17 protein-coding genes are annotated in these 25482 nt (G+C 60.2%); 6 read left to right on the plus strand and 11 right to left on the minus strand.

Annotated features, from left to right (window positions below; genetic code table 11):
• Positions 1-438 precede the first annotated feature (438 nt).
• Entirely contained in the window at positions 439-1197 is a 759-nt protein-coding gene (locus D8U69_RS03080; protein ID WP_056855963.1) for a hypothetical protein, read from the plus strand.
• Between the two features lie 161 nt (positions 1198-1358).
• Here the strand turns inward: D8U69_RS03080 and D8U69_RS03085 are convergent, their stop codons facing one another.
• The 3 genes from D8U69_RS03085 to D8U69_RS03095 all read right to left on the minus strand — a co-directional run bounded on the left by D8U69_RS03085 (position 1359) and on the right by D8U69_RS03095 (position 5756).
• The gene (locus D8U69_RS03085; RefSeq protein ID WP_056855964.1) at positions 1359-3323 is read right to left on the minus strand and encodes a methyl-accepting chemotaxis protein; all 1965 of its coding nucleotides are present in this window, start codon (positions 3321-3323) and stop codon (positions 1359-1361) included.
• A gap of 108 nt (positions 3324-3431) precedes the next feature.
• Positions 3432-4814 (minus strand): PLP-dependent aminotransferase family protein, encoded by a 1383-nt coding sequence (locus tag D8U69_RS03090; protein ID WP_130906665.1) that lies wholly within the window; start codon positions 4812-4814, stop codon positions 3432-3434.
• Between the two features lie 180 nt (positions 4815-4994).
• Entirely contained in the window at positions 4995-5756 is a 762-nt protein-coding gene (locus D8U69_RS03095) for an SDR family oxidoreductase (RefSeq protein ID WP_056855966.1), read from the minus strand.
• 235 nt (positions 5757-5991) lie between these two features.
• Here D8U69_RS03095 and D8U69_RS03100 point away from each other — a divergent pair, with 235 nt between their 5' ends.
• The gene (locus D8U69_RS03100; RefSeq protein WP_056855967.1) at positions 5992-6996 is read left to right on the plus strand and encodes an NADP-dependent oxidoreductase; all 1005 of its coding nucleotides are present in this window, start codon (positions 5992-5994) and stop codon (positions 6994-6996) included.
• A 129-nt stretch (positions 6997-7125) separates the two neighbouring features.
• Here the strand turns inward: D8U69_RS03100 and pyrF are convergent, their stop codons facing one another.
• The 4 genes from pyrF to aceK form a co-directional block, all read right to left on the minus strand.
• The gene (gene pyrF / locus D8U69_RS03105; protein WP_130931720.1) at positions 7126-7824 is read right to left on the minus strand and encodes an orotidine-5'-phosphate decarboxylase; all 699 of its coding nucleotides are present in this window, start codon (positions 7822-7824) and stop codon (positions 7126-7128) included.
• A 264-nt stretch (positions 7825-8088) separates the two neighbouring features.
• A complete protein-coding gene (locus D8U69_RS03110) occupies positions 8089-9210 on the minus strand; it encodes a beta-ketoacyl-ACP synthase III (protein ID WP_056855968.1) in 1122 nt (373 codons plus the stop codon).
• A gap of 361 nt (positions 9211-9571) precedes the next feature.
• Positions 9572-13483 (minus strand): ATP-dependent RNA helicase HrpA, encoded by a 3912-nt coding sequence (hrpA, locus tag D8U69_RS03115; RefSeq protein WP_130906666.1) that lies wholly within the window; start codon positions 13481-13483, stop codon positions 9572-9574.
• Between the two features lie 230 nt (positions 13484-13713).
• The gene (gene aceK, locus D8U69_RS03120) at positions 13714-15432 is read right to left on the minus strand and encodes a bifunctional isocitrate dehydrogenase kinase/phosphatase (RefSeq protein WP_056855970.1); all 1719 of its coding nucleotides are present in this window, start codon (positions 15430-15432) and stop codon (positions 13714-13716) included.
• Positions 15433-15611: 179 nt separating this feature from the next.
• On the opposite strand from aceK, the gene D8U69_RS03125 reads away from it, so the two are divergent.
• Positions 15612-16520: a DMT family transporter gene (locus D8U69_RS03125; RefSeq protein WP_130906667.1), complete on the plus strand. Its 909-nt coding sequence runs from the start codon at positions 15612-15614 to the stop codon at positions 16518-16520.
• A 131-nt stretch (positions 16521-16651) separates the two neighbouring features.
• Here D8U69_RS03125 and D8U69_RS03130 read toward each other — a convergent pair whose 3' ends face one another.
• The 4 genes from D8U69_RS03130 to D8U69_RS03145 form a co-directional block, all read right to left on the minus strand.
• Positions 16652-18232: an aldehyde dehydrogenase (NADP(+)) gene (locus tag D8U69_RS03130; protein ID WP_130906668.1), complete on the minus strand. Its 1581-nt coding sequence runs from the start codon at positions 18230-18232 to the stop codon at positions 16652-16654.
• 149 nt (positions 18233-18381) lie between these two features.
• A complete protein-coding gene (araD1, locus tag D8U69_RS03135; RefSeq protein WP_130906669.1) occupies positions 18382-19377 on the minus strand; it encodes an AraD1 family protein in 996 nt (331 codons plus the stop codon).
• A gap of 53 nt (positions 19378-19430) precedes the next feature.
• A complete protein-coding gene (locus D8U69_RS03140; protein WP_056855974.1) occupies positions 19431-20606 on the minus strand; it encodes an L-rhamnonate dehydratase in 1176 nt (391 codons plus the stop codon).
• A 327-nt stretch (positions 20607-20933) separates the two neighbouring features.
• Positions 20934-21938 carry a 4-hydroxythreonine-4-phosphate dehydrogenase PdxA gene (locus tag D8U69_RS03145; RefSeq protein ID WP_056855975.1) on the minus strand — a complete coding sequence of 335 codons (1005 nt, stop codon included), beginning with the start codon at positions 21936-21938 and terminating at the stop codon, positions 20934-20936.
• A gap of 377 nt (positions 21939-22315) precedes the next feature.
• Here D8U69_RS03145 and D8U69_RS03150 point away from each other — a divergent pair, with 377 nt between their 5' ends.
• Genes D8U69_RS03150 through D8U69_RS03160 form a run of 3 tightly spaced genes read left to right on the plus strand, consistent with a single transcriptional unit; the run spans position 22316 to position 25444 of the window.
• Entirely contained in the window at positions 22316-23332 is a 1017-nt protein-coding gene (locus tag D8U69_RS03150; RefSeq protein WP_056855976.1) for a tripartite tricarboxylate transporter substrate binding protein, read from the plus strand.
• Between the two features lie 52 nt (positions 23333-23384).
• Complete coding sequence (locus D8U69_RS03155; RefSeq protein ID WP_056855977.1) at positions 23385-23918, plus strand: tripartite tricarboxylate transporter TctB family protein; 534 nt, start codon at positions 23385-23387, stop codon at positions 23916-23918.
• Positions 23915-25444 (plus strand): tripartite tricarboxylate transporter permease, encoded by a 1530-nt coding sequence (locus D8U69_RS03160; protein WP_056855978.1) that lies wholly within the window; start codon positions 23915-23917, stop codon positions 25442-25444. The genes D8U69_RS03155 and D8U69_RS03160 overlap by 4 nt, the downstream gene beginning before the upstream one ends.
• Positions 25445-25482: the final 38 nt, after the last annotated feature.

Consider the following 25482-nt stretch of genomic DNA (forward strand, 5'->3'; position numbering starts at 1 on the left):
CCCTGTTACCGCCGTGAAAGGGCGGTGTCCTAGGCCACTAGACGAAGGGGACACACTACAACATTCACTCCCTGCTTCGTTTCGCTGTGTGCTTTACGCTGCAAGTGGCGCGCATTCTATGGATGGATTGAGAGGTCGTCAACCCCCTGATATAAATTTATTTAAATCAATGACTTCGCCCTGCTTTGCGGCACTAATCCGGATTTTCCGCCGCCCGGTGTTTGGCGCCTATATTCTGACACTCGCCAAGGCGTTATAGTCGGCGTCGTCAGTGATGGCAATCCGCCCTATCGATGCCAGCATTCATATAAGAAGACTGCGGCCGATACAGAATGAGCCACATCGACCCAACTCGTCGAGCGGCCCTAGGCGCCTATATGCCAAGCCACTACACTCGCACGCGAACCCTAAAAAGAGGTCTTACCGGTGACACCACTCATGATCACCCTGCTCGTCGTAGCCGGGATCGCATTATTGATCGCCATTGGCTACATCAACCATGTGGTGGAAAACAACAAGCTGGAAAGGGCCCGTACCAAGGTTGAGCTCAATGATCGCCTGCGTCGTTGCGGCGAAATCACCGAGACCTTCCCCGGCCAATTGATGACACCGGCACTCAAGCTGCTGCTGACCCGCCTGGAGCTGAACGTCTGCCAACGTCTGCTGAATCTGGAAAAGACCAGTTCCAACCTCAAGGCAAGGATTGGCGAGCTGGAAACCCTGGTCGCCCAGGGCGAATCGATTCCGGTCAACAACCCGCCGGCGCCGATCCAGACCGAGGCCAAGGCCAAGGACGTACGCTTCCTGCTCGAAGCCTTGCACGGCCAGATTACCCGCGCCGCACAAGACGGTTTCCTGCCGCCTAACGAAGCCAAGCGCTGGATCCGCGAGGTCCGCCATATTCTGGTGCTGCTGCACATCGAGTTCTTCAACAACCTCGGCCAGCACTCGCTGCAACAGAATCAGCCCGGTCAGGCGCGCCTGGCGTTCGAACGTGGCGTGCAGTACCTGCGAAAACAGCAGGAACCGCAGATCTACGCCGAGCAACTGGAATACCTGGAAAAACTCCTGGCCCGTGCCAATGCGCAAGTCATGGACCGCATTGCCCCGGTAGAAGGCGAAGTCAACCAACTGACCGAAGGCCTCAAAGACGTCGAGGCAGATGCGGACTGGAAAAAGAAAGTGATCTACGACTGATCACTCGTTAAAAAAAACAAGCCACCGGGAAGGTGGCTTTTTTTGGGCTGGATATGAGGTGGGCGTACCGCTGCGGGTAACAGGTCGGCTGGCAGGTCGCTATCGCTGCGATGCGGCGACCCGACAAGCCAGCTCCCACAGCGATTGAGGGCGACCAGAAATCAAAGCCTGAAATGCCCCACCATCCCTTTCAACTCAGTCCCCAACTGCGCCAGTTCGATACTGGATGCCGCATTCCCCTGCATCGCCAGCGAAGACTGATCGGCACTGGCACGAATACTCGTGACACTGCGATTGATCTCCTCAGCCACTGAGCTTTGCTCCTCGGCTGCCGCCGCAATCTGTTGGTTCATCTGCTGAATCAAAGAAACTGCCGCGGCAATGCTCCCCAGCGCGCTCTCAGTTTGCAGCGCATCGCTGACCGCCAGCTTCACCAATTCGCCGCTGCTCTGAATCTGCTGCACCGACGTCTGCGCCGCTGCCCGCAAGGCGCTGACCAGCCGCTCGATTTCCTCGGTGGATTGCTGGGTCCGCTTGGCCAGGGCGCGGACTTCGTCGGCCACCACCGCAAAGCCCCTGCCCTGCTCACCGGCACGGGCGGCTTCAATGGCGGCATTGAGCGCCAGCAGGTTGGTCTGTTCAGCCACACTTTTGATAACACTGAGTACCGTGCCGATATTCTGGATTTCCGCACTCAGGCTTTCGATGCTTGAACTGGCTGAATTGGCCGAATCGGCCAGTTGCTCAATCCGCACCATGCTTTGGCGCACCACTTGCTGGCCGCTCTCAACCTTGCCATCCGCCGTTTGCGCAGCCTGTGCCGCCTCCTCTGCGTTACGCGCGACATCGTGAACGGTGGCGGTCATCTGGTTCATCGCCGTGGCGACTTGTTCGGTTTCTTCCTTCTGACTGCTGACTTCAAGATTGGTCTGCTCAGTGACTGCCGACAGCGATTGCGCCGACGATGCCAACTGTTCGATGCCTGCCTGCAAACCGCTGACGATCTGGCTAAGACCCGCGCCCATCTGCTGCATCGCGTGCATCAGTTGGCCAATCTCGTCGCGACGGGTGACTTCGACAGTCCCGCTCAGATCCCCCGAGGCAATCTGCTGCGCCACACGGATAACGCTGCGCAGCGGCTCCACGATCAACCGGGTAATCGCCCAGGCGGCGATCAACCCGACCAGCAGCGCCAGAGCCGAAGAACCGATGATCAGCAGCGAATTCTTTTTCAGTTCCGTTTGCATCGATTGGTCTTCGGCGATGTACGCCTGGTCCACCCGTTCCACCACTTGGCCGGCACGCTCATGCAGTTGCTGATAAACGTTTTTTTCCTGCTCCAGTAAACCGGTGTACTCGGCGAGCTTGTCGTTGAAACTGGCGATATGGCCGGTCACTTCATTGAGAACCGTCTGATATCCCTCATCCTTGACCGTGGTTTTCAATTGCTCGGCCTGGGTCAGTGCTTGACTGGCCTGTTCGATCTTGCCCTGTCCTGCACTGTCGTCGCCCTTGCGGCTCTGGTCCAGGCGTACGCGCGCTTCATTCATGGCCTGGAGCATCAGGCGTGAAACCTGACTGACCTGATTGGCCTGCTCGATAAACTGCGCGCCGTCCTTGCCTTCGGAATCCTTGAGGGTGTAAGCGCCGTCATCGGCAAGCCCCGACTGCAACACATCAAGATTATTGGCAACGCTGGAGACCGACCAACTGGCCATTTCCAATGCCAGATCCTTGGCCTGGCTCAGCGAGACAAACTCGTCAAACGCCTTGCGATACGCCGCCAGGGACTGCTCGACGTCAGTCATCACCGGGACGTTCGCTGCCGACTCAGCCTTGAGCTGATTCGCCAGCGCGATCAGGCCGTCCACGCCTTCACGCAAAGCGTCGGCTGTTTTCGGGTTGCCGTGCAAGGCGTATTCCTGCTCCAGCAGCCGCACTTTGAGCAGACCACTGTTGAGTGATGACATCTGCTTGAGCCCATCGAAGCGCTGGCTGATGGTGTGCAAGGACCACACGCCAATGGCCGCCACCAAGGCAGTCAACAGCAGCACAAGCACAAACCCGCCACCCAGTTTCTTTGCCATACCGAGGTTGGCAAAACGTCCTTGCACGGCCGAAATCATTGCACGTAGTCCCCTGCCATAGTCTATGGATGCAGATTCGCAACGGGCCTGTGTCAACACAAGTCTCTGGCGCCTGAATAATGGCAAAAAGCTACGTCAACGTCGTTTTCAGAACGCTAGAGGTCGATTCACAGCGGTGGCCTGAAAGAATGCCCTGGCTCGCGGATCGCAAGCACAAGCCACATTGATGCGCTGCCAATCACTGGCTTCCCCCGTGGGACTGAATGCCGTCGCGCACGACAACACAACCCCGTGGCGTTGCGCCTCGGCTCGCATCCGGGCGCAGTCCATCGATCGTGAGCGCGCCCAGATGAACAAGCCGGCAGCGGGCTTGCCAAACACCTCCCACTCGGCGTCTTCAAGCAACTGCAAGGCAGCCTGTCGATCGGTGTTCAAGCGCTGTCTTTGGCGCTTCACCAACTTGCGATACGCGCCGCTGGCCAGCAGGCAGGCCAGCACCGATTCACAAAATCGGGAAGCACCCATGCTGCTGATCATCTTGACTTCGGCCAGTCGTGCAATCACTTCGGCACTGGCCACCACGAAGCCGACACGCAAAGAACTGCTGAGGGTTTTAGAGTAGCTGCCGACATAAATCACACTGTCATCCATGGCGGCGAGACGCATGCCGGTACCGCTGTGAAGATCGGCGAAGACATCATCTTCGATCAGCATCACCTCCTGTTTTTTTGTCAGCTGCAGTACTCGTTGCGCCACCACAGGGACCAGGCTGCCGCCCGTAGGGTTGTGATGGAAGCTGTTGATGAACATTCCCTGCGGGCGGTGCTCGAGCAGTAGTTGTTCGAGAACGGCGACGTCTGGCCCATGCGGCGTTCGCGGTACCTCGAGCATGCGGATACCGTGCAGCCTGAGCAGATCGAACAACATCGGGTAGCCCGGACTCTCGACCACCACGCAATCCCCCGGCTTGAACAGCGTCCGCACGATCAGATCCAAACCCTGGCTGGCGCCTGCGGTGGTTACGATTCGATTGTCTTCAACATCGATGCCCAGCGGCTTCAGGCACTTGAGGATTTGTTCGCGCAGGGCGGGCAACCCCAAGGGTGAACTGTAGTTGAACAGGCCGGCCATATCGGTGCGGCTGACCTGGCGGATCGCATAACTCAAATCATCCGTCTCGCGCCAACTTTCGGGCAGCCCGCCGTAGCCCAGTTGCAGTTCAGACGAAGTTCCAGGTTTTACTACTGCGCCTTCAAACCACAAGTCATCCTGTCGACCCTGGGCTGCGGGGGCTGGGGCTGCCACAACGAAACCGGCGCCCTGGCGAGACTCCAGCACGCCTTGCACCACCAGACGTTCGCATGCCTCGACGACGCAGGATTGGCTGAGCAGGTTGATTCGCGCGATGCGTCGGACTGGCGGCAAGCGCGCGCCAGGCGCCAACTCATTGCAATGCAGCCAGCAGACCAGTGCGTCGACGATTTGCTGTACGACCGGCACCAATGCCTGTCGATCGATTCTCAATTCCATGAGCAAAAAAACTCCTGTGGATTCTGCCGAAAGCAGTTAATCACAGGAGCTCGTTGCGGGATGTGCGACAACGCCGCCAAAACCCCGGGTTTTAATCATTTGAAACACACTGCCCGGCGTATTCACCAAACGGAAAAAAATCTGTGGAAGTGAGTCTGCTCACTCCCGCAGATTGCGTTTTCAGAACGCCGTGACACCGCCATCCACCGCCAATGAATGCCCCGTGGTGAACGCAGCGCCATCGCTGCACAGGTACAGCACTGCGCTGGCGATTTCCTCAACCTTGCCGATGCGACCTACCGGGTGCATGGCGTTGGCAAACTCGCCTTTCTTCGGGTCGGCTTCGTAAGCGCGGCGGAACATGTCGGTATCGATCACCGCCGGGCATACCGCATTGACGCGGATCTTTTTCTTGGCGTATTCGATGGCGGCGGATTTGGTAAGACCGATCACCGCGTGCTTGGAGGCCGCGTAGATACTCATCTTCGGCGCGGCGCCGAGGCCAGCCACCGAAGCGGTGTTGACGATTGCGCCGCCGCCCTGTGCCAGCAACAACGGCAACTGATACTTCATGCACAGCCAAACGCCTTTGACATTGACGCCCATGATCGCGTCGAACTCCTCGACAGTGCCTTCGGCCAATTTGCCTTTTTCGATCTCGATGCCGGCGTTGTTGAAGGCATAGTCGAGACGGCCGTAGGTATTGATGACTTCATCCATCAGGTTTTTTACTTCGCTTTCAAGGGTGACGTTGCAGCGCACGAAGCTCGCTTCACCGCCTGCCGTGCGAATCAGTGCCACCGTTCCTTCGCCGCCCGCCGTGTCCATGTCGGCGACAACTACCTTCAAGCCCTCGGCGGCGAACGCCTGGGCGGTGGCACGGCCGATACCATTGGCGGCGCCCGTCACTACGGCTACCTGACCGGAAAACGTCATGCTCATTGTTATGTCCTCGAAGAGAGTTGGCGGGGGATCGCGTTTTTCCAGTCTAGCCACAGCGGCCCCGGGCAAGGCAGCACTATCAGGTGGCCGGTTGCCTGCCCATGAGTTGCAGTGATGGAACTGCCGTACCAACTATCACTGCACTGGATAAACCTGCATTCGCCGCATCAGCCAAACTTGCGGCATCGCCCACGAAGGTCTATCAACAAGGCTTCATTCATCTTGAGTGCCTGTCATGACATCCCAGACCAATCGCCAGTTCCTGCTCGCCAAACGCCCGGTGGGCGCAGCAACCCGCGAGACATTCACCTATCAGCAAGTACCGGTCGGCGAACCGGCGGCAGGTCAGATCCTGGTCAAGAACGAATACCTGTCCCTGGATCCGGCCATGCGTGGCTGGATGAACGAGGGCAAGTCCTACATTCCGCCGGTGGGGCTCGGCGAGGTGATGCGCGCCTTGGGCGTCGGCAAGGTGGTTGCCTCGAACAATCCGCAGTTCGCCGTCGGCGACTATGTCAACGGCGCGCTGGGCGTGCAGGACTATTTCCTCGGTGAGCCGCGGGGTTTCTACAAGGTCGATCCGCAGCTCGCGCCGCTGCCGCGTTACTTGTCGGCGCTGGGCATGACCGGCATGACGGCTTATTTCGCGTTGCTGGATGTCGGTGCCCCGAAGGCCGGTGAAACCGTAGTGCTTTCGGGCGCGGCCGGAGCGGTGGGCAGCATTGCCGGGCAAATTGCCAAGATCAAGGGATGCCGTGTGGTCGGCATCGCCGGCGGCGCCGACAAGTGCAAATTTCTGATCGAGGAACTGGGCTTCGACGGCGCCATCGACTACAAGAGCGAAGACGTCGTCGCCGGCCTCAAGCGCGAGTGCCCGAAAGGCGTCGATGTGTATTTCGATAACGTCGGCGGCGATATCCTCGACGCAGTACTCAGTCGCCTGAACATGAAGGCACGCGTGGTGATCTGCGGCGCCATCAGCCAGTACAACAACAAGGAGGCGGTCAAGGGCCCGGCCAACTATCTATCGTTGCTGGTGAACCGCGCGCGCATGGAAGGCTTCGTGGTGATGGATTACGCCGCACAATTCGCCACGGCCGCGCAGGAAATGGCCGGTTGGATGGCCAAGGGGCAACTCAAGAGCAAGGAAGACATTGCCGAGGGACTGGAGACGTTCCCCGAGACGCTGATGAAATTGTTCAGCGGGGAGAATTTCGGCAAGTTGGTTCTGAAGGTTTGACGCTGTAACCGACTCAAAAAAAACCTGTGGGAGCGGGCTTGCCCGCGATGAGGGTGTGTCAGTCTAAATCAATGTTGACTGACACACCGCTATCGCGAGCAGGCTCACTCCTACAGGTTTTAGCGGTGTTTAGGCCAATTCAGCAACCACGGCTGCCAACGCCTTGGCCGGATCGGCTGCCTGGCTGATCGGACGGCCGATCACCAGATAGTCGGAGCCGGCGTCCAGCGCCTGACGCGGGGTCAGGATGCGGCGCTGGTCGTCCTGGGCGCTGCCCGCCGGACGAATCCCCGGGGTCACCAGTTGCAGCGACGGGTGCGCCGACTTCAGGGCCTGGGCTTCCAGGGCCGAACACACCAGACCGTCCATCCCGGCTTTTTCCGCCAGTGCGGCCAGGCGCAGCACCTGCTCTTGCGGTTCGATGTCCAGACCGATGCCCGCCAGGTCCTCGCGCTCCATGCTGGTCAACACGGTCACACCGATCAGCAGAGGCTGCGGGCCGCTGCGCTTGTCCAGCACTTCACGGCAGGCCGCCATCATGCGCAGGCCACCGGAGCAATGTACGTTGACCATCCACACGCCCATTTCCGCTGCCGCTTTCACAGCCATGGCTGTGGTGTTGGGAATGTCGTGGAACTTGAGGTCCAGGAACACTTCGAAACCCTTGTCACGCAGGGTGCCGACGATTTCCGAGGCGCAGCTGGTGAAGAGTTCTTTACCGACTTTGACCCGGCACAGTTTCGGGTCCAACTGATCGGCCAGCTTCAGTGCGGCGTCACGGGTAGGGAAATCCAGGGCGACGATGATAGGAGTCTGGCAGGCGGACATGAGTGGGCTCTCAGGCAAGTCGAAATCGGCGCGCATTGTAGCGGAACCAGCGGCGCTGCGGGACCCGATGATCGGTAAATCGTTGATCGCGCTCAGGCAAGCCAGCCATTTTTTGCACAACGCGGCCATGGCGGCGAGTCAATAACGCGTTAGGGTTGTCTTCGCCCCGCAAAAAAGGCGCAGCGCGAAGACCAACCGAATTTCAGTTGAGGGTTTGTCCTCAACTCTGGATCTCCCCAGAGGTAATCCGGGCAGACCGCTGACTCAGCGTTTGCGCAAAATCACGCTACCGATCGAGTAACCGGCGCCGAACGAGCTGAGTACCGCCAGCGAGCCGGCCGGCAGGTCGTCCTGGTTCTTGTGGAACGAAATCACCGAACCGGCAGAACTGGTGTTGGCGTAGGTATCGAGAATCACCGGCGCTTCCTGTTCAGTGGCATCGCGTCCGAGCAGCTTCTTCACGATCAGGTGGTTCATGCTGAGGTTGGCCTGGTGTAGCCAGAAACGCTTCACATCGCTGACGTTGAGCTGGTTTTCCTGCAGATGCTCACCGATCAGCTCGGCCACCATCGGGCAGACTTCCTTGAATACCTTGCGGCCTTCCTGGACGAACAGTTTGTCCTTGGCACCGATACCCTCTTCCGCTGCGCGGTTGAGGAAGCCGAAGTTGTTGCGGATGTTGTTGGAGAACTTGGTCAGCAGCTTGGTGCTGACGATGTCGAACTGGTACTCGGACGTGGCCAGGTCAGCGCGTTCGATGATCACGGCGGTGGCCGCATCGCCGAAGATGAAGTGACTGTCGCGGTCGCGAAAGTTCAGGTGGCCGGTGCAGACTTCCGGGTTGACCATCAGGATCGCCCGGGCCTGGCCCAGTTGCACGCTGTTGGCGGCCGTCTGGATGCCGAAGGTCGCTGAGGAGCACGCCACGTTCATGTCGAAACCGAAACCCTGGATGCCCAGCGCTTCCTGAACTTCAATGGCAATGGCCGGGTAGGCGCGTTGCAGGTTGGAGCAGGCGACGATCACGCCGTCGATGTCCGCGGCGGTCTTGCCGGCGCGTTGCAAGGCTTGTTCGGCAGCGCCGATGGCCATCTGGCACAGCACCGACCATTCGTCATTGGAGCGTTCCGGCAGGCGTGGTGCCATGCGTTGCGGGTCGAGGATGCCTTCCTTGTCCATGACAAAGCGGCTCTTGATGCCGGAAGCCTTTTCGATGAACGCTGCGCTGGATTCGGTCAAGGCTTCGATTTCGCCGCGTTCGATAGCGTCGGCGTTGTCGGCATTGAATTGAGCCACATAGGTATTGAAAGACTGCACCAGCTCTTCGTTGGAGATGCTGTTGGCCGGGGTGTACAGGCCGGTGCCACTGATGACGACGTTATGCATGGTCGTGTCTCTAATCTGTTCAGGCAGAAAGCATTGGCACCGTCGTACCAATACACAAAGGGTCTATTCCCATCCCGGGGACGCAAACCTGGCATCGCTTTATTCAGGCCTGCCCGCAGCGGCGAAGGCTCAAAACCGCGGGGCCGGCGTTTATAGGCGCGAAGTTTGCCATAAACCTTGGATTTTGGCGCCTTTTTGCTGGATGAACCCTCTGTTACAGCCGCCAGAATAAACCTGTGGGAGCGGCGGTGCGACGTTTCGACTTGCCCGCGATGACGGTGTATCAGGGCACACCGTTGGCGACTGATACGCCTTCTTCGCTGGCAAGCCAGCTCCCACAAGGTATTGCATCCGCCCCGGCCTACGACTCGACTTGCGCCCACTGCTTGTTCAGGCGTTTGTCGGAGATCGGCACCTTGGTCCCCAATTGCTGGGCGAACAGCGAAACCCGGTATTCCTCCAGCCACCAGCGATACAGCTCGAGCTGCGGATCGCGCTTGCCTTCCTGGGTGTGTTTGTTGGCGCGGGTCTGGTATTGCGTCCACAGGCCGGACAATTCGCCACTCCATACCCGGTCCCGTTGCACCTGGGCGCCGATTTTTTCGAAGCGCTGCTCAATCGCCTTGAGATAGCGCGGCAACTCTTTGAGCCATGGCATCGGTGTTTCGCGGACAAAGCCCGGATACACCAGATGACTCAACTGTTGCTTGATGTCGTTCAGGGCCACGGCCTGTGCCAGGTCGATCTTGCCCTTGAAGCGTTTTTGCAGGCCATGCCAGAGTTTGAGGATTTCCAGCGTCAGCTTAGCCACCCGCTCGGCATGCTCGGTCCAGGCGCCACGCTTGCGCTCGGCCAGCGACGCCAACCCCGCGCCGTCACGGGGCAACGGGTCTTCGCCCTCGAGAATGCAGCTGTCGAGGCTGGCCAGCAGAATGTCTTCCACCAGTGCGTCGACGCGGCCCATGTCGCGGTACAGCAGGCCCAGTTCAGTCAGGCCCGGCAACTTGCCGCGCAGGAACTTCGCCGGTTCGGCCAATTGCTGCAGCAACAACCGCTGCAGTGCGCGACGATGCTGGAACTCGGCTTCGGCCGGGGTCGAGAACCGCCCTTCCTTGACCGTGCCCGCCTCTTCCACCAGCGCCGGGTAGACCGTCATCGACAGCCCGGCGATCTTCTGCTGGGTTTTTTCGGCCACCGCGGCAAACACTTTCGGTTCCACCGGCTGCTGGCTCTTCGCGGTTTGCGGCACCGCCAACGCAGCCTGGCTCGCTTCGGCGAAACGCGCCGTCAGTTCAGCCAGATCGCGACCTTCGCCGAGGAACTTGCCCTGGGCGTCGACGATTTCCAGGTTCATCCGCAGATGGCTTTCGACCTGCTGCGCCGCCTCGCTCCAGGCTTCATCACTGACGCGGGCGCCGGTCATGCGCAGCAGCTCGCGCCCCAATGCCTGCGGCAATGAGCCCTCGGCAAACGTCATGCGCTGCAAGGCTGCCTTGACGAAGTCCGGCACCGGCACGAAATTCTTGCGCAAGGCCTTGGGCAGGTTGCGCACCAGGGCAATGCACTTGGCTTCGATCAGCCCCGGCACCAGCCATTCCAGGCGTTCCGGTGGCAGCATCGGCAACAGCGGCGCCGGTACGCGCAGGGTCACGCCGTCGCGCGGGTGATTCGGTTCGAAGTGGTAACTCAGGGCCAACTCCAGATCGCCGATGTGCAGCGTGTCCGGGTAATGCTGCGCGGTGACTTCACTGGCTTCGCGGGCCAGCACGTCTTCTTCGCGCATGATCAGCAGCTGCGGGTCTTTCTGGCTGTTGATCCGATACCAGCTGTCGAACGTCGCGGTCTGGTGAATTTCCGCCGGCAGCCGCGCATCGTAGAAGGCGTACAGGGTTTCTTCATCGGCGAGAATGTCGCGGCGACGGGCCTTGGCTTCCAGTTCGTCGAGCTGCTCCAGCAGCTGCTTGTTGGCGGTCAGGCACTTGGCTTTCGATTGGATTTCACCGCGCACCAGCGCTTCGCGGATAAACAGCTCACGCGACACCACCGGGTCGACCGGGCCGTAATGCACCGGCCGGCGACCGACCACAATCAGCCCGAACAGGGTGATCTGCTCGAACGCCACGACTTGCCCGCGCTTCTTCTCCCAATGGGGTTCGAAGTGGTTTTTCTTGATCAAATGCCCGGCCAGCGGTTCGATCCAGTCGGCATCGATCTTCGCCACCATTCGTGCGTAAAGCTTGGTGGTTTCCACCAGTTCGGCCGCCATCAGCCATTGCGGGCGTTTTTTGCCAATGCCCGACGACGGGTGAATCCAGAAGCGCCGCTGTCGGGCGCCAAGATAGTCGCCGTCCTCGGTTTTCTGGCCGATCTGGCTTAACAGGCCAACCAGCACTGCTTTGTGCAGTTTGGGATAGTCCGCCGGCTCTTTGTTGAGACTCAGCTGCATGTCGCGGCAGATCAGGCTCAACTGGCGATGGGAATCTCGCCATTCGCGCAGGCGCAGGTAATTCAGGAAATTCTTGCGGCACCAGTTACGCAGCGGACTGGCGGTCAGCGCCTGGCGCTGTTCTTCGAAACCGCGCCACAGATTGACCAGCCCGGCGAAGTCCGAGTCGGCGTCCTTCCATTGTGCGTGGGCCTGGTCGGCCGCTTGTTGACGCTCTGGCGGCCGCTCGCGCGGGTCCTGGATCGACATGGCGCTGGCGACGATCAACACTTCCTGCAAGCTGCCGAGCTTGGCCGCTTCGAGCAACATGCGCCCCATGCGCGGGTCCACCGGCAATCGCGCCAGTTGACGACCGAGCGGGGTCAGTTGGCTGTTGCGGTCCACCGCCGAGAGCTCTTGCAGCAGGTTGTAGCCGTCGCTGATGGCCTTGCCATCCGGCGGTTCGATAAACGGAAACGCAGTGACCTCGCCGAGGCGCAGGTGCAGCATCTGCAGGATGACCGCCGCGAGGTTGGTACGCAGAATTTCCGGATCGGTAAATTCCGGACGCCCGAGGAAATCTTCTTCGCTGTAGAGCCGTACGCAGATGCCCGGCTCGACCCGTCCGCAACGACCCTTGCGCTGGTTGGCGCTGGCCTGGGAGATCGCTTCGATGGGCAGACGCTGGACCTTGGCGCGATAACTGTAGCGGCTGATGCGCGCGGTGCCGCTGTCGATCACATAGCGAATGCCCGGCACAGTCAGCGAGGTTTCGGCGACGTTGGTCGCCAGCACCACGCGACGGCCTGGATGCGACTGGAAAATCCGTTGTTGCTCGGCTGGCGACAACCGCGCGTACAACGGCAAAATCTCGGTGTGCTTGAGCTGGGCCTTGCGCAGCATGTCGGCGGCGTCGCGAATTTCGCGCTCGCCCGGCAGGAACACCAGCACGTCACCAGGACTGCGTCGTTCACTGCGCTCATAAGCGGCGATTTCGTCGAGGGTGGCGAGGATCGCCTGATCCACAGTCAAGTCGTCCTCGACGCGGTTGCCCTCTTCGTCCTGTTCCAGGGTCAGCGGGCGATACCAGGTGTCCACCGGGAACGTTCGGCCGGAGACTTCGACAATCGGCGCATCATCGAAATGCTTGGAGAAACGCTCAAGATCGATGGTCGCCGAGGTGATGATGACTTTCAGGTCCGGACGGCGCGGCAGCAGGGTTTTCAGGTAACCGAGCAGGAAATCGATGTTGAGGCTGCGTTCGTGGGCTTCGTCGACGATGATCGTGTCGTAGCGTTCCAGATAGCGGTCGTTCTGGGTTTCCGCCAGCAGGATACCGTCGGTCATCAGCTTGATCAGGGTATTGGAGTCGCTTTGATCCTCGAAGCGCACCTGATAGCCGACCAGCGCGCCCAACGGTGTGCCCAGTTCTTCGGCGACTCGGCTGGCGACACTGCGCGCAGCGATCCGCCGCGGTTGGGTGTGGCCGATCAGCCCGTGTTGGCCGCGACCGATTTCCAGGCAGATCTTCGGCAACTGGGTGGTTTTGCCCGAGCCGGTTTCGCCGGCGATGATCAGCACCTGATGCTTGAGCAGTGCCTCTTTGATTTCGTCGCGTTTGGCGGCGATCGGCAGGCTGTCGTCGTAACGAATCACCGGCAGGCTGGCGCGGCGGGCCAGCACCTGATCACTGGACGCCTGCAGGCGCGCCACCCATTGGGCCAATTTGGCTTCGTCGGGTTTCTTGCGCAGCTCAAGCAACTGCCGCCGCAGCCGGTGGCGGTCGGCGAGCATGGCGTGATCGAGGTTTTTCAGCAGTTTGTCGATGGAGGGCGATTCGTCGGTCATCGGGGATGCAATTCAGTCTTCTAGTGGCGCAGGGCGCGATTGTCGCAGATTTGGCCACTTCTGTGGCGAGAGGGCCTTTGTGGCGAGGGAGCTTGCTCCCGTTCGGCTGCGCAGCAGTCGCTAACAGGTGATCTCGGTAAGTCTGACACTACGCGGCGCCTGGTTTTAGGGGTGCCTCGCACCCCAGCGGGAGCAAGCTCCCTCGCCACAGTGGTCCGAGCCGGCCTGATCTACTCGCTGTCCAGGCCTTTACGTCGATAAGGAAACACATCAATCACCTTCCCCGCCCGAATCGCCTCTTGCAGGCTTTTCCAGTAATCGGCGTTGTACAACTCGCCATGCAAACGATCGAACAACTTGCGTTGCCCGGAATCGGCAAACAGAAACGGCGGAAACTCTTCGGGGAAAACATCCAGCGGCCCGATCGAGTACCACGGTTCGGACGCCATTTCGTCTTCCGGGGTCCGCGGTTGCGGGATGTGGCGGAAATTGGCTTCGGTCAGGAAACAGATTTCGTCGTAGTCGTAGAACACCACGCGACCGTGACGGGTTACGCCGAAGTTTTTCAGCAGCATGTCACCGGGAAAAATGTTCGCCGCCGCCAATTGTTTGATCGCCAGGCCGTAATCTTCCAATGCCTCGTGTACCTGCGCTTCGTTGGCGTTTTCCAGGTACAGGTTCAGCGGGGTCATGCGGCGTTCGGTCCAGCAGTGTCGGATCAGCACCGTGTCGCCTTCCACCGACACCGTCGATGGCGCGACTTCAAGCAACTCTTCCAGGCACGCCGGATCGAACTTGCTCAACGGGAAACGGAAGTCGGCAAACTCCTGGGTATCGGCCATGCGCCCGACGCGGTCGACGCTTTTCACCAGGCGATACTTTTCGATCACCGTGGCGCGGTCGACGTTTTTCGACGGCGAAAACCGGTCCTTGATGATTTTGAAAACGGTGTTGAACCCCGGCAGGGTAAACACGCTCATTACCATGCCACGCACGCCGGGGGCCATGATGAACTGGTCGTCGGTGTTGGCCAGGTGATTGATCAACGCCCGGTAGAACTCGGACTTGCCGTGCTTGTAGAAACCGATCGAGGTGTACAGCTCGGCGATGTGCTTGCCCGGCAGGATGCGTTTGAGGAAGCCGATGAACTCCGCCGGAACCGGCACATCCACCATGAAATACGAACGGGTGAACGAGAAGATGATCGACACGTCCGCTTCGTCGGTGATCAGCGCATCGATCTGGATGCCGCGCCCCTCAAGGTGCAGCAGCGGGATTGCCAGCGGCCATTGCTCATCGGCGGTGTAGATGCGCCCGACCAGGTAGGCGCCCTTGTTGCGGTACAGCACCGAGGAAAACAGTTCGACGCTCAGGTCCGGGTCCTTGCACACCCAGTCCGGGAGGTTCTCGCGCAGTTGTGCTTCGAGACGCTTCAGGTCGCCGGGCAAGTCGGCGTATTCCTCGCTGAAACGGTAGTCGGCGAAGATGCTCGCGAGCATCCCGGACAACTGTCCCTGAGGCTTGTAGGTGCGGGTTTGCGCAGCACGAGCCCGGCGCAGGCTTGGCCGGGTGGTGTGGATGAACATGCAGCCATCGCTGATCAGGTCATGGCTGAACAGGCCGCAGAAAATCGAGTTGTACCAGGTTTCGGACAGTTCATCGTCGAAGCGCAAGTCGATCAGACTGATGTAAGCGCTTTTCACCAGTGGCCAGCAACTGACGTCCAGTGTGTCGGGGTCAAAGGCAGTGCGCAGGCGGCCCACCGTTTCACTGACCTTTTCTTCGTACAGGTTGATCCGCGCGGCCGACGCCGCCTGCGCCTCCTGCCACTTGGCCTGTTCGAAGCGCGCCCGGGCGCCGTCGGTGATCTGGCGAAAATGCTCGCGGTAATCGTCAAAGCCATCGAGGATCAAGCGGGCGATGTCGGCGGCTGGCCATTGCTGCGGCATGGTGAGACCTCTGCGGGAATTCGTGAGCCCTGAGCTTAGCCAGTGAAGCGGGTGCAGGAGAAGCGTAATTTTCCGGGCGCCATGGGATTGAGGCGCTTGAGAGTTCTCTGCTCGTTTTTCGGTTGCCATCGATCAGACGCTCAGCAACACTCTCGTCCCCAACAAGGAAGGAATGTGCTGTGAACCCTGTCGATTTATTCCGATTACTGTCGCTTGCGGCCATTTGGGGTGCGAGCTTCCTGTTCATGCGCATCATTGCGCCGGTGATCGGCAGCCTTCCTACCGCTTTTTTCCGCGTCTCGATCGCCGCTGCCGGACTGCTGGTGATCCTCGGGCTGATGCGCATCAGTTGGGATTTCAAAGGCAAACTCAAAACCGTGATGCTGCTCGGGGTGATCAACTCCGGCATTCCGGCGACGCTCTATTCGGTGGCCGCGCAGGTGCTTCCGGCCGGCTATTCGTCGATTTTCAATGCCACCACACCGTTGATGGGCGTGCTGATCGGCGGCCTGTTTTTTCATGAAAGGCTCACTGGCGCCAAGCTCGGCGGCGTATTCCTCGGGTTGTTCGGCGTGGGCGTGCTGACCCGTGCCGGTCCGGTGGCGTTCGATATGGAACTGCTGATGGGAGCCGTCGCCTGCCTGCTCGCAACCACTTGCTACGGATTTGCCGGGTTTCTGGCGCGCCGATGGCTCGATCAGGCCGGCGGTCTGGACAGCCGTTTGTCGGCGCTGGGCAGCATGCTGGGGGCGACGTTGTTCCTGCTGCCGCTATTTGGCTACAGCGTGATCAGCCAACCACCCGCCAGCTGGGGCGGTTGGAGTGTCTGGCTATCATTGCTGGGATTGGGCCTGGGATGCACGGCGTTTGCGTACATCATTTACTTCCGCCTCCTGAGTTCGGTTGGCCCGGTAAAGTCGATGACCACGACCTTCCTGATCCCGCTGTTCGGCGTGTTGTGGGGGGCACTGTTTCTGGATGAGCCGCTGTCGATGGCGCATGTCTATGGTGGCTTGTTGATTGCGGTGGCGTTGTGGATGGTGTTGAAGCCCACAGTGATGAAGGGCGCTGTGGTGGCGGCCAAGTAGATTTGTAGTGCGGCTGATGACGCCATCGCCGGCAAGCCAGCTCCCACAGGGTTCAGTGCCAAGCACAAATCATGTGCACGACACCCATCACTGTGGGAGCTGGCTTGCCAGCGATGGCGTCAGTTCAGACACTACAAGGCCGAAGCACTCACCTCCCCATCCACCAGCCGCCGAATCCCCAGCGGATTGCTGTTTTGCAACGCCTCGGGCAACAACCCATCCGGATAATTCTGGAAGCACACCGGCCGCAGGAAGCGATCGATGGCCAAGGTGCCCACCGACGTTCCCCGCGAGTCAGACGTCGCCGGATACGGCCCGCCATGCACCATCGCCTCACACACTTCGACTCCGGTCGGATAGCCGTTGAGCAGGATCCGCCCGACTTTCTCTTGCAGCATTTCAGCCAGCCAGCGGTACTCCAGCAACTCGTCCGGCTCGCCGATCAACGTCGCCGTCAATTGCCCGCGCAGACCGTGCAACGCTGCCGCCAACTGTGCGCGATCTTCGACCTCGATGACGATGGTGGTCGGCCCGAACACTTCCTCCTGCAACAATTCATCGCCCTTGAGCAACAGGCTGACATCGGCCTTGAACACTTGCGGCTGGGCCTGATTGCCCTGTTGCGGCTTACCGGCCACATGCGTCAGGCCCGGATGTTCGTGCAACTCGCCAAGACCTCGACCGTAACTGGCCAGGGCACCAGCGTTGAGCATGGTTTGTGGCGGTTGCTGGTTCATGCTCGCACAGAAGGTTTGCAGAAACAGGCTGAACTGCGGCGAACGCAGGCCAATGACCAATCCCGGATTGGTACAGAACTGGCCACAGCCGAGCGTCACTGAAGCGGCCAGTTGTGCGGCGATCTGTTCGCCGCGCACCGCCAATGCTTCGGGCAGCAGGAACACCGGGTTGATGCTCGACATTTCGGCAAACACCGGGATCGGCTGCGGTCGGGTGGCGGCCATGTGGCTCAAGGCATTGCCACCCTTGAGTGAACCGGTGAAGCCCACCGCCTGGATCGCCGGATGCTTGACCAGCCATTCGCCGACGCCACCGCCATAAATCATGTTGAACACGCCCGCGGGCATTTCCGTGCGTTCGGCGGCACGGATGATCGCGTCCGCTACCCACTCGGCGGTTGCCATGTGCCCGCTGTGAGCCTTGAACACCACCGGGCAACCGGCAGCCAGCGCCGAAGCGGTGTCACCGCCAGCCGTGGAAAACGCCAGCGGAAAGTTGCTCGCGCCGAACACCGCTACCGGTCCCAGGGCGATGCGGTACTGACGCAGATCCGGGCGTGGCAAGGGCTGGCGATCAGGTAACGCGCGGTCGATGCGCGCGCCGTAGAAATCACCGCGTCGCAACACCTTGGCAAACAGGCGCAACTGGCCGCTGGTTCGCCCGCGCTCGCCCTGGATACGTCCGACAGGCAAGGCGGTTTCTCGGCAGACGGTGGCGACGAAGTCATCGCCCAATGCATCGATTTCATCGGCGATTGCATCGAGAAACTTCGCGCGCTTTTCCGCGCTCAGGTTGCGGTAGATCGGGTACGCCGCCGCGGCGGCTTTGGCGGCGGCATCCACTTCGGCTTCCGATGCTTGAAAGAAATGGCCGGGCAAGAGCTCGCCGGTGGTCGCATCGAGGCTTTGCAGTTGCAAGGTGCCGTTGGCGCTGCGACGGCCGCCGATGTAGTTGTGTCCGAGAAGCGTGGTCATAAGAAACTTCCTGAAGATTTGCAGGAACGGGTACGCGACCTGTGGGAGCCGGCTTGCCGGCGATGGCATCCGAAAAATCGGTGCAGGGCTTGAGGGCCAATCGCTGGCAAGCCTGTTCCCACAGGTTCGTCGGATTTTCCCGATCCTTGTCAGAGTGTGCGCACCTGCCCGATGCCCAACGGCTGGGCACTTTCGCCGATACCGTTGACCAGCGGCGCGCCGAACTCATCGAGGCTGATCTGAAAACGATCCCCGGGCTGGGTCTTCACACCGTCGGCGAATGACAGGGTAGCGGTGCCGAAGTAATGCACATGAACATCGCCGGGACGCAAAAACTGCGCGTATTTGAAGTGATGGAATTCGAGGTTGGCCAGGCTGTGGCACATGTTGTCTTCGCCGCTGAGAAATTCCTTCTCCCAGATCGTTTCGCCATTGCGTTTGATGCGGCTGGTGCCGACCAGGTGCTTGGGCAGCTCCCCAACGCGCAATTCCGGACCGTAGGAGCAACTGCGCAACTTCGAGTGGGCGAGGTACAGGTAATTGCGCCGTTCCATGACGTGGTCGGAGAACTCATTACCCAATGCATAACCGACGCGATACGGCAGGCCATCGTCGCCAATCACGTACAGGCCGGTCAGCTCCGGCTCTTCGCCGGCATCTTCGGCGAACGGCGGCACCGGGAAGTCCGCGCCGGGGCGCACGACGATACTGCCGTCGCCCTTGTAGAACCATTCCGGTTGCGCACCGACCTGCCCCGCCGCGGGCTTGCCGCCTTCAAGGCCCCATTTGAAAATGCGCATGGTGTCGGTCATGCCGGCTTCGACCGCACCGTCATGCTGGTGCATTTTGTCCCGCGCCGAGGCGCTGCCCAGATGCGTCAGACCGGTGCCGCTGATCAGGCAATGCGCCGGGTCTTCATGGTCCAGTGGTGGCAGGACTTTGCCTTGTTGCAACAGCTGTGCGTAATCCGGGCCCGGCGCTGTACCGCGCGAGGCGACCTCCTCTTGCAGGCTGCGCTTGCCGCGGATCGCTGCAAGTGCCAGTTCACGGGTGTTGCGGGTGCCCTGAAGCACTTGGACTTGTGCCCTGTCGACGAGTCCGACCTGGCGTTCCCCGGCGGCGTTTTCGAATTGAATCAGGCGCATGGTGGCCCTCCAGAAAGTCAGGGTGGGCGCCGCTGAGTGACGGCGCCTGCAGGTCACTCGATGATGTTGAAGTCGCTCAGGTATTCATCGGAGATTTCCAGGCCCAGGCCCGGCTTGTGGTCATCGAGCTGGATGTAGCCGTTGACCGGTTGCGGCTCGCCTTTGAACACGTAGTAGAACAGTTCGTTGCCGACTTCGACGTCGAACACCGGGAAGAACTCGGCCATCGGCGAGGCGGTGGTAGACATGGTCAGGTGATAGTTGTGCATCTGCCCGGCGTGAGGGATCACCGGCACCGACCAGGCTTCGGCCATGGCGTTGATCTTGCGCGCAGCGGTGATGCCGCCGACGCGGTTGGTGTCGTACTGGATCACGTCGACGGCGCGGCGTTCCAGCAAGTCCTTGAAACCGTAGGAGGTGAATTCGTGCTCGCCGCCGGAGATCGGCATGATCCCCATTTTTTTCAGTTCGATGTAGCCTTCGATGTCATCGGCGATCACCGGCTCTTCCAGCCAGCGCGGTTCGAATTCGGCCAGCTTCGGCAACATGCGACGTGCGTATTCCAGGGTCCAGCCCATGTAGCATTCGAGCATGATGTCGACGTCAGGGCCGGCCAGTTGGCGCAGGGCACGCACTTGTTCGATGTTGCGACGCATGCCCGCCGGGCCGTCTTTCGGACCGTAGCCGAAGCGCATCTTCAGCGCGGTGAAACCCTGATTCAGATAGCCTTGGGCTTCTTCGAGGAACAGGTCGAGGTTGTCGTTGGCGTAGAGCTTGGAGGCGTAGGTCCAGATCTTTTCCTTGGTGCGCCCGCCAAGCAACTTGAACACCGGTTTGTTGACGGCTTTGCCCATGATGTCCCAGATGGCGATGTCGATCGCCGAGATCGCCGCCATGCCGATACCTTTGCGCCCCCAGGCGTGGCTCTGGCGGTACATTTTCTGCCAGATGTATTCGTTGTCGAACGGGTCTTCGCCGATGGCGATCGGGGCCAGGTAGGTGTCGATGATTTCCTTGGCCACACGGGGTGCCAGGGCGCAGTTACCGATGCCGACAAGACCGGTGTCGGTCTCGACTTCCACCACCAGCCAGCCGTGGAAACGGAACGAGCCCATGGCGTCGCCGCGCTCGAACAGGATGTCGCTGGCGTTGGTGCAGAAGTGCGCTTGCGGTGGAACGACTTTGCCTTTCCACTCGAATACGCGGGTACGGATCGCTTTGATTTTCATGAATACAGTTCCTTGGGCTGTCGGCTTCTTGTCATTGTCAGTCGTGTGCACAGCGCCTTTTCTGGGAGGGCTCCGGCATTCGATGGGGCGACTTTAGCCAGCGTGCGGGGACTGCGGATAATCACTTATGCGTATCCGGCGATAACCAGGGGTGATCACATAAAGGATTTTGTAGCGAGGTAGGGTTATCGAACCGGCACGCAAAAAAACTGTGGGAGCGGGCTTGCCCGCGATGGCGTCTGGTCAGTCACATGAGCTGTAACTGACAGACCGCTATCGCGGGCGAGCCCGCTCCCACAGGGAGTTCAGGTTGTTGGAAAAAGTGGATCAGTAGCTGTTGGCGCCCATCCGGCAAGCAATCTCGAACGCCTGGCGCGTGGCGCCGACATTGGCCTTGCCCTGCCCTGCAATATCAAACGCAGTGCCATGGGCCGGAGTGGTGATCGGGATTGGCAAGCCGCCCTGCACCGTCACGCCACGGGAGAAGCCCATCAACTTGATCGCGATCTGGCCCTGGTCGTGGTACATGGTGACAACCGCGTCGAAGGCACTGGCATCGCCCTGTACCTTCAAGAAAATCGTGTCCCCGGGATACGGCCCTTCCGCTGCAATGCCCAGTGCCTGCGCCGAGCGCACCGCCGGGCCGATGATGTCCAGTTCTTCGCGGCCGAACGAGCCGTTGTCGCCGTTGTGCGGGTTCAGGCCGCAAACGCCGATGCGCGGTTTCTCCAGGCCGTTGCGCTTGAGCGCGGTATCGATCAATTGAATCGCTTCCACCACCCGCTCCTGGCTTAGCAGGCCCGAGACCTCGGCCAGGGCGACGTGGGACGTCACCCGTGAAGTCCACAGATTGTCGAGCACGTTGAATTCGCAAAACGGTCCGTGGAAATCCAGCAACTCGGCAAACCAGTGCAATTCGTCGTTGTGCGCCATGCCGGCCATGTGCAGCGAGGTCTTGTTCAGGGGGCCGAACAGGATCGCATCGGTAGTCCCCGCTTCGGTCAGGCGCAGGGCCTGTTCCAGCGTGTCGAGGCTGTAGCGACCGCCAATCACACTGGCTTCGCTGCGCGGGAATTCACCGATCGCGTCGCCGCGAAAGTCGTAAAAAAGTGGCGTCTCATCAACGAACGATAGCTGCTCAAGTGACTCTACCCGGCGATAGGGGAATTCCACGGCGGCGATGCGCATGCCGCGACGCATTTCCGCTTCGTCGGCGATCAGGATCACGTTGGCCTTGTTGCGTACTTCCGGTTCGGCCAGCAGACGTGCAATCAACTCCGGGCCAATGCCCGCTGGGTCTCCGAGAACCATGGCAATTGTGGTTTTTTTCATGCTTCACTCCTCAAGGGTTCAGGCCACGCTGGGACGAGCCATGGCACGAACCTCTTTTATTGTTCTTGTATGGGACATCATTAGCCTCCCACATGCGGCATTGCTCAGTACTATCAAAGGCCTGGTGACAACCGTCTAATCAAAACTTGAAATAAGGCGATAGCCTCGGGTTATGTCATGTGCCGATTCCATTGCGAGCAGGCTCACCCCTGCAATAACTTCAGCCTCGTTTTACAAGCTATAACCCCAGGCTATCGGTGTATGTATTGTTTTGACTAGACGCGGCGACAACACCTTCCCACACTCAGGACCAGGCTTGCGGCTTCACGGCGCAGACAAGTCACTTATAACAAATACAAAAACGAGGCTCTTCCATCATGCGAAATGCATTCGTCCGTCGCACTTCCCGTCTGTTTCTTGGCTGCACCCTGGTCGCCGCTGGCGCGCTTCCTGCTCTTGCTCAGGCCGCCTGGCAACCGGACAAGAACGTCGAAATCGTCGTTGCCGGTGGCCCCGGTGGCGGCACCGACCAACTCGGTCGCCTGATCCAGTCGATCATCACCACCCACAAGCTGCTCGACGTCAACACCATCGTTCTCAACAAGGGCGGCGGCAACGGTGCCGAAGCGTTCCTCGACATGAAGATGAACAAAGGCGATGCCGAGAAACTGGTGATCGGTACCAACAACATTTACCTGCTGCCGCTGGTGTCCAAGCTCGGCTATCAATGGCAGGAACTGACCCCGATTGCCGCCGTGGCCGAAGATGACTTCATTCTCTGGAGCTACAAAGGCGCGCCGTGGAAAGACGCGAAAGGTTTCTACGAAGCGGCCAAGGCTGATCCATCGAAACTGCGCATGGGTGGCAGCCAGTCCAAGGACGTCGACCAGACCCTGACCCTGCTGCTCAATCAGACCAACAACAGCAAACTGGTGTACATCCCGTTCAAGAGCGGCAGTGAAGCCGCCACCCAACTGGCTGGCAAACACATCGCCGCCAACGTCAACAACCCCAGCGAAAGCATCAGCCAGTGGCGTGGCGATCAGGTCGAACCACTCTGCGTCTTCAGTAAGGAGCGCATGGGCTATACCGAAAAAGTCGCCGGCGACAAATCCTGGGCCGACGTACCGACCTGTCATGAGCAAGGCCTGGGTATCGACCAGTATCGCTTCCCACGCACCGTGTTCATGCCCGGCGATGTCAGCGCTGAACAACGGGCGTTCTATGTCGAGCTGATGCGCAAAGTCACCCAGACTGATGAGTTCAAGGCTTACGTCAAACAGAACGCGCTGGTGCCGACGTTCCTCGAAGGCGAACCTTTGACCGCCTACATCGAAAAAGACACCGCCCGCGTCACTCCGGTGTTCAAGGAAGCCGGCTGGCTGAAAAACTGAAGTTGCCAGGGCCGCTCGCTCAAGGGCGGCCGTCACCTGCTGGAGGTGTTTGATGTCCCATTCTTCGGATTCACCGGCGCTGGTCGGCACCCGTTGGGTCGAACTCGGCCTGACGCTGTTCACCACCCTGATCGGCGCCGTGGTGATGTTCGGCAGTGTCGAACAAGGCATCGGTTGGGGTGATGCCGGCCCCGAGCCGGGTTATTTCCCGTTCTACATCGGCCTGCTGCTGAGCGCCGCCAGCGTCGCCAATGGTGTGTTGACGCTGGTGCGCTGGCACGCCTTGAGCGTGGCCTTCGTCAATCGCGATGCCTTCAAGCAAGTGATGTCGGTGTTTGTACCGATTGCGCTGTTCGTGGCTGCCATGCCGTTCACCGGTATCTACCTGGCATCGGCGGCGTTCATTGCCTGGTTCATGTGGCGTGACAAAGTCCGTGCAAAACCGTACGGCAAATGGATGATCGCCAGCGTGTCCCTCGGCGCGGTACTTGCCAGCTATCTGATTTTCGCGCTGTGGTTCAAGGTCCCGCTGGATGCCGGTCCGATGGGCGACTGGATTGCCCTGGCCGGGAGAAACTTCAAATGAGCGAATTCGATTCCCTGTTGCAAGGCATGAACCTGATCCTGACCCCGGGCCACATTGGCCTGATGGTGGTCGGCGTTTTGCTGGGCATCCTGGTCGGTGTGTTGCCCGGTCTCGGCGCCCCCAACGGCGTGGCACTGTTGCTGCCATTGACCTTCACCATGTCGCCCGTGTCGGCGATCATTCTGCTGTCGTGCATGTATTGGGGCGCGCTGTTCGGCGGCTCGATCACCTCGATCCTGTTCAACATCCCCGGTGAACCCTCATCGGTGGCGACCACCTTCGACGGCTACCCGATGGCCCGCGAAGGCCGCGCTGCCGAAGCGTTGACCGCCGCGTTCAGTTCGGCCCTGATCGGTGCCTTGTGCGGCGTGTTGCTGCTGACGTTCCTGTCGACGAAAATCGCCGCGTTCGCCATGTCCTTCAGCTCACCGGAGTTCTTCGCGGTGTACCTGCTGGCGTTCTGTACGTTCATTGGCATGAGCAAGAACCCGCCGCTGAAAACCGTGGTGGCGATGATGATCGGTTTCGCCATGGCGGCCGTTGGCATGGACACCGTTTCGGGCAATTTGCGCCTGACGTTCGATCAGCCGATCCTGATGACCGGGATCAGTTTTGAGGTGGCGGTGATCGGCCTGTTCGGCATCGGCGAAATCCTCTGCACGGTAGAGGAAGGCCTGGTGTTCCGCGGTGAACACGCACGCATAACACCGATGGTGATCTTGCGCACCTGGGCGAAATTGCCACGCTACTGGTGGACCATTGTGCGCAGCACCCTGGTCGGTTGCTGGATGGGCATCACCCCCGGCGGCCCGACGGCGGCATCGTTCATGAGCTACAGCCTGGCACGGCGCTTTTCGAAGAACCGCGAGAACTTCGGCAAAGGCGAAGTCGAAGGCGTGATCGCCCCGGAAACCGCCGACCACGCCGCCGGCACCAGCGCGCTGCTGCCGATGCTGACCCTGGGTATTCCAGGTTCGGCCACGGCGGCGGTAATGCTCGGCGGCTTGATGATCTGGGGCCTGCACCCCGGGCCGACGCTGTTTGTCGAACAACATGACTTCGTCTGGGGCCTGATCGCCAGCATGTACCTGGGCAACGTGGTCAGCCTGATCGTGGTGTTGGCCACTGTGCCGCTGTTCGCCTCGATCCTGCGCATTCCGTTTTCGATCATCGCGCCGATCATCATCATGGTCTGTGCCATCGGCGCGTACTCGGTGCACAACTCGTTCTTCGACGTCGTGCTGATGCTGGGCTTCGGTGCGCTGGGTTACCTGTTCAAGAAACTCGGCTACCCGATTGCGCCGCTGGTGCTGGCGGCGGTTTTGGGAGACAAGGCCGAAGATGCATTCCGTCAGTCGATGCTGTTCTCTGACGGGCAACTGGGGATTTTCTGGTCCAACCCATTGGTCGGCAGCCTGACCACTGCAGCGCTGCTGATGCTGTTCTGGCCGTTGATATCCAAGGCGCTGGGCACGCTGTTGGGCTTGCGCAAATCCCACGTCGCCAAGGCAAAATCGGTGCTGTGACACAGCAAAGCTGGCAACGCCTGACATTTGTTGTCAGG

Origin of the sequence: Pseudomonas sp. Sample_16, from assembly GCF_004307665.1 — a bacterium.
GTDB lineage: Bacteria > Pseudomonadota > Gammaproteobacteria > Pseudomonadales > Pseudomonadaceae > Aquipseudomonas.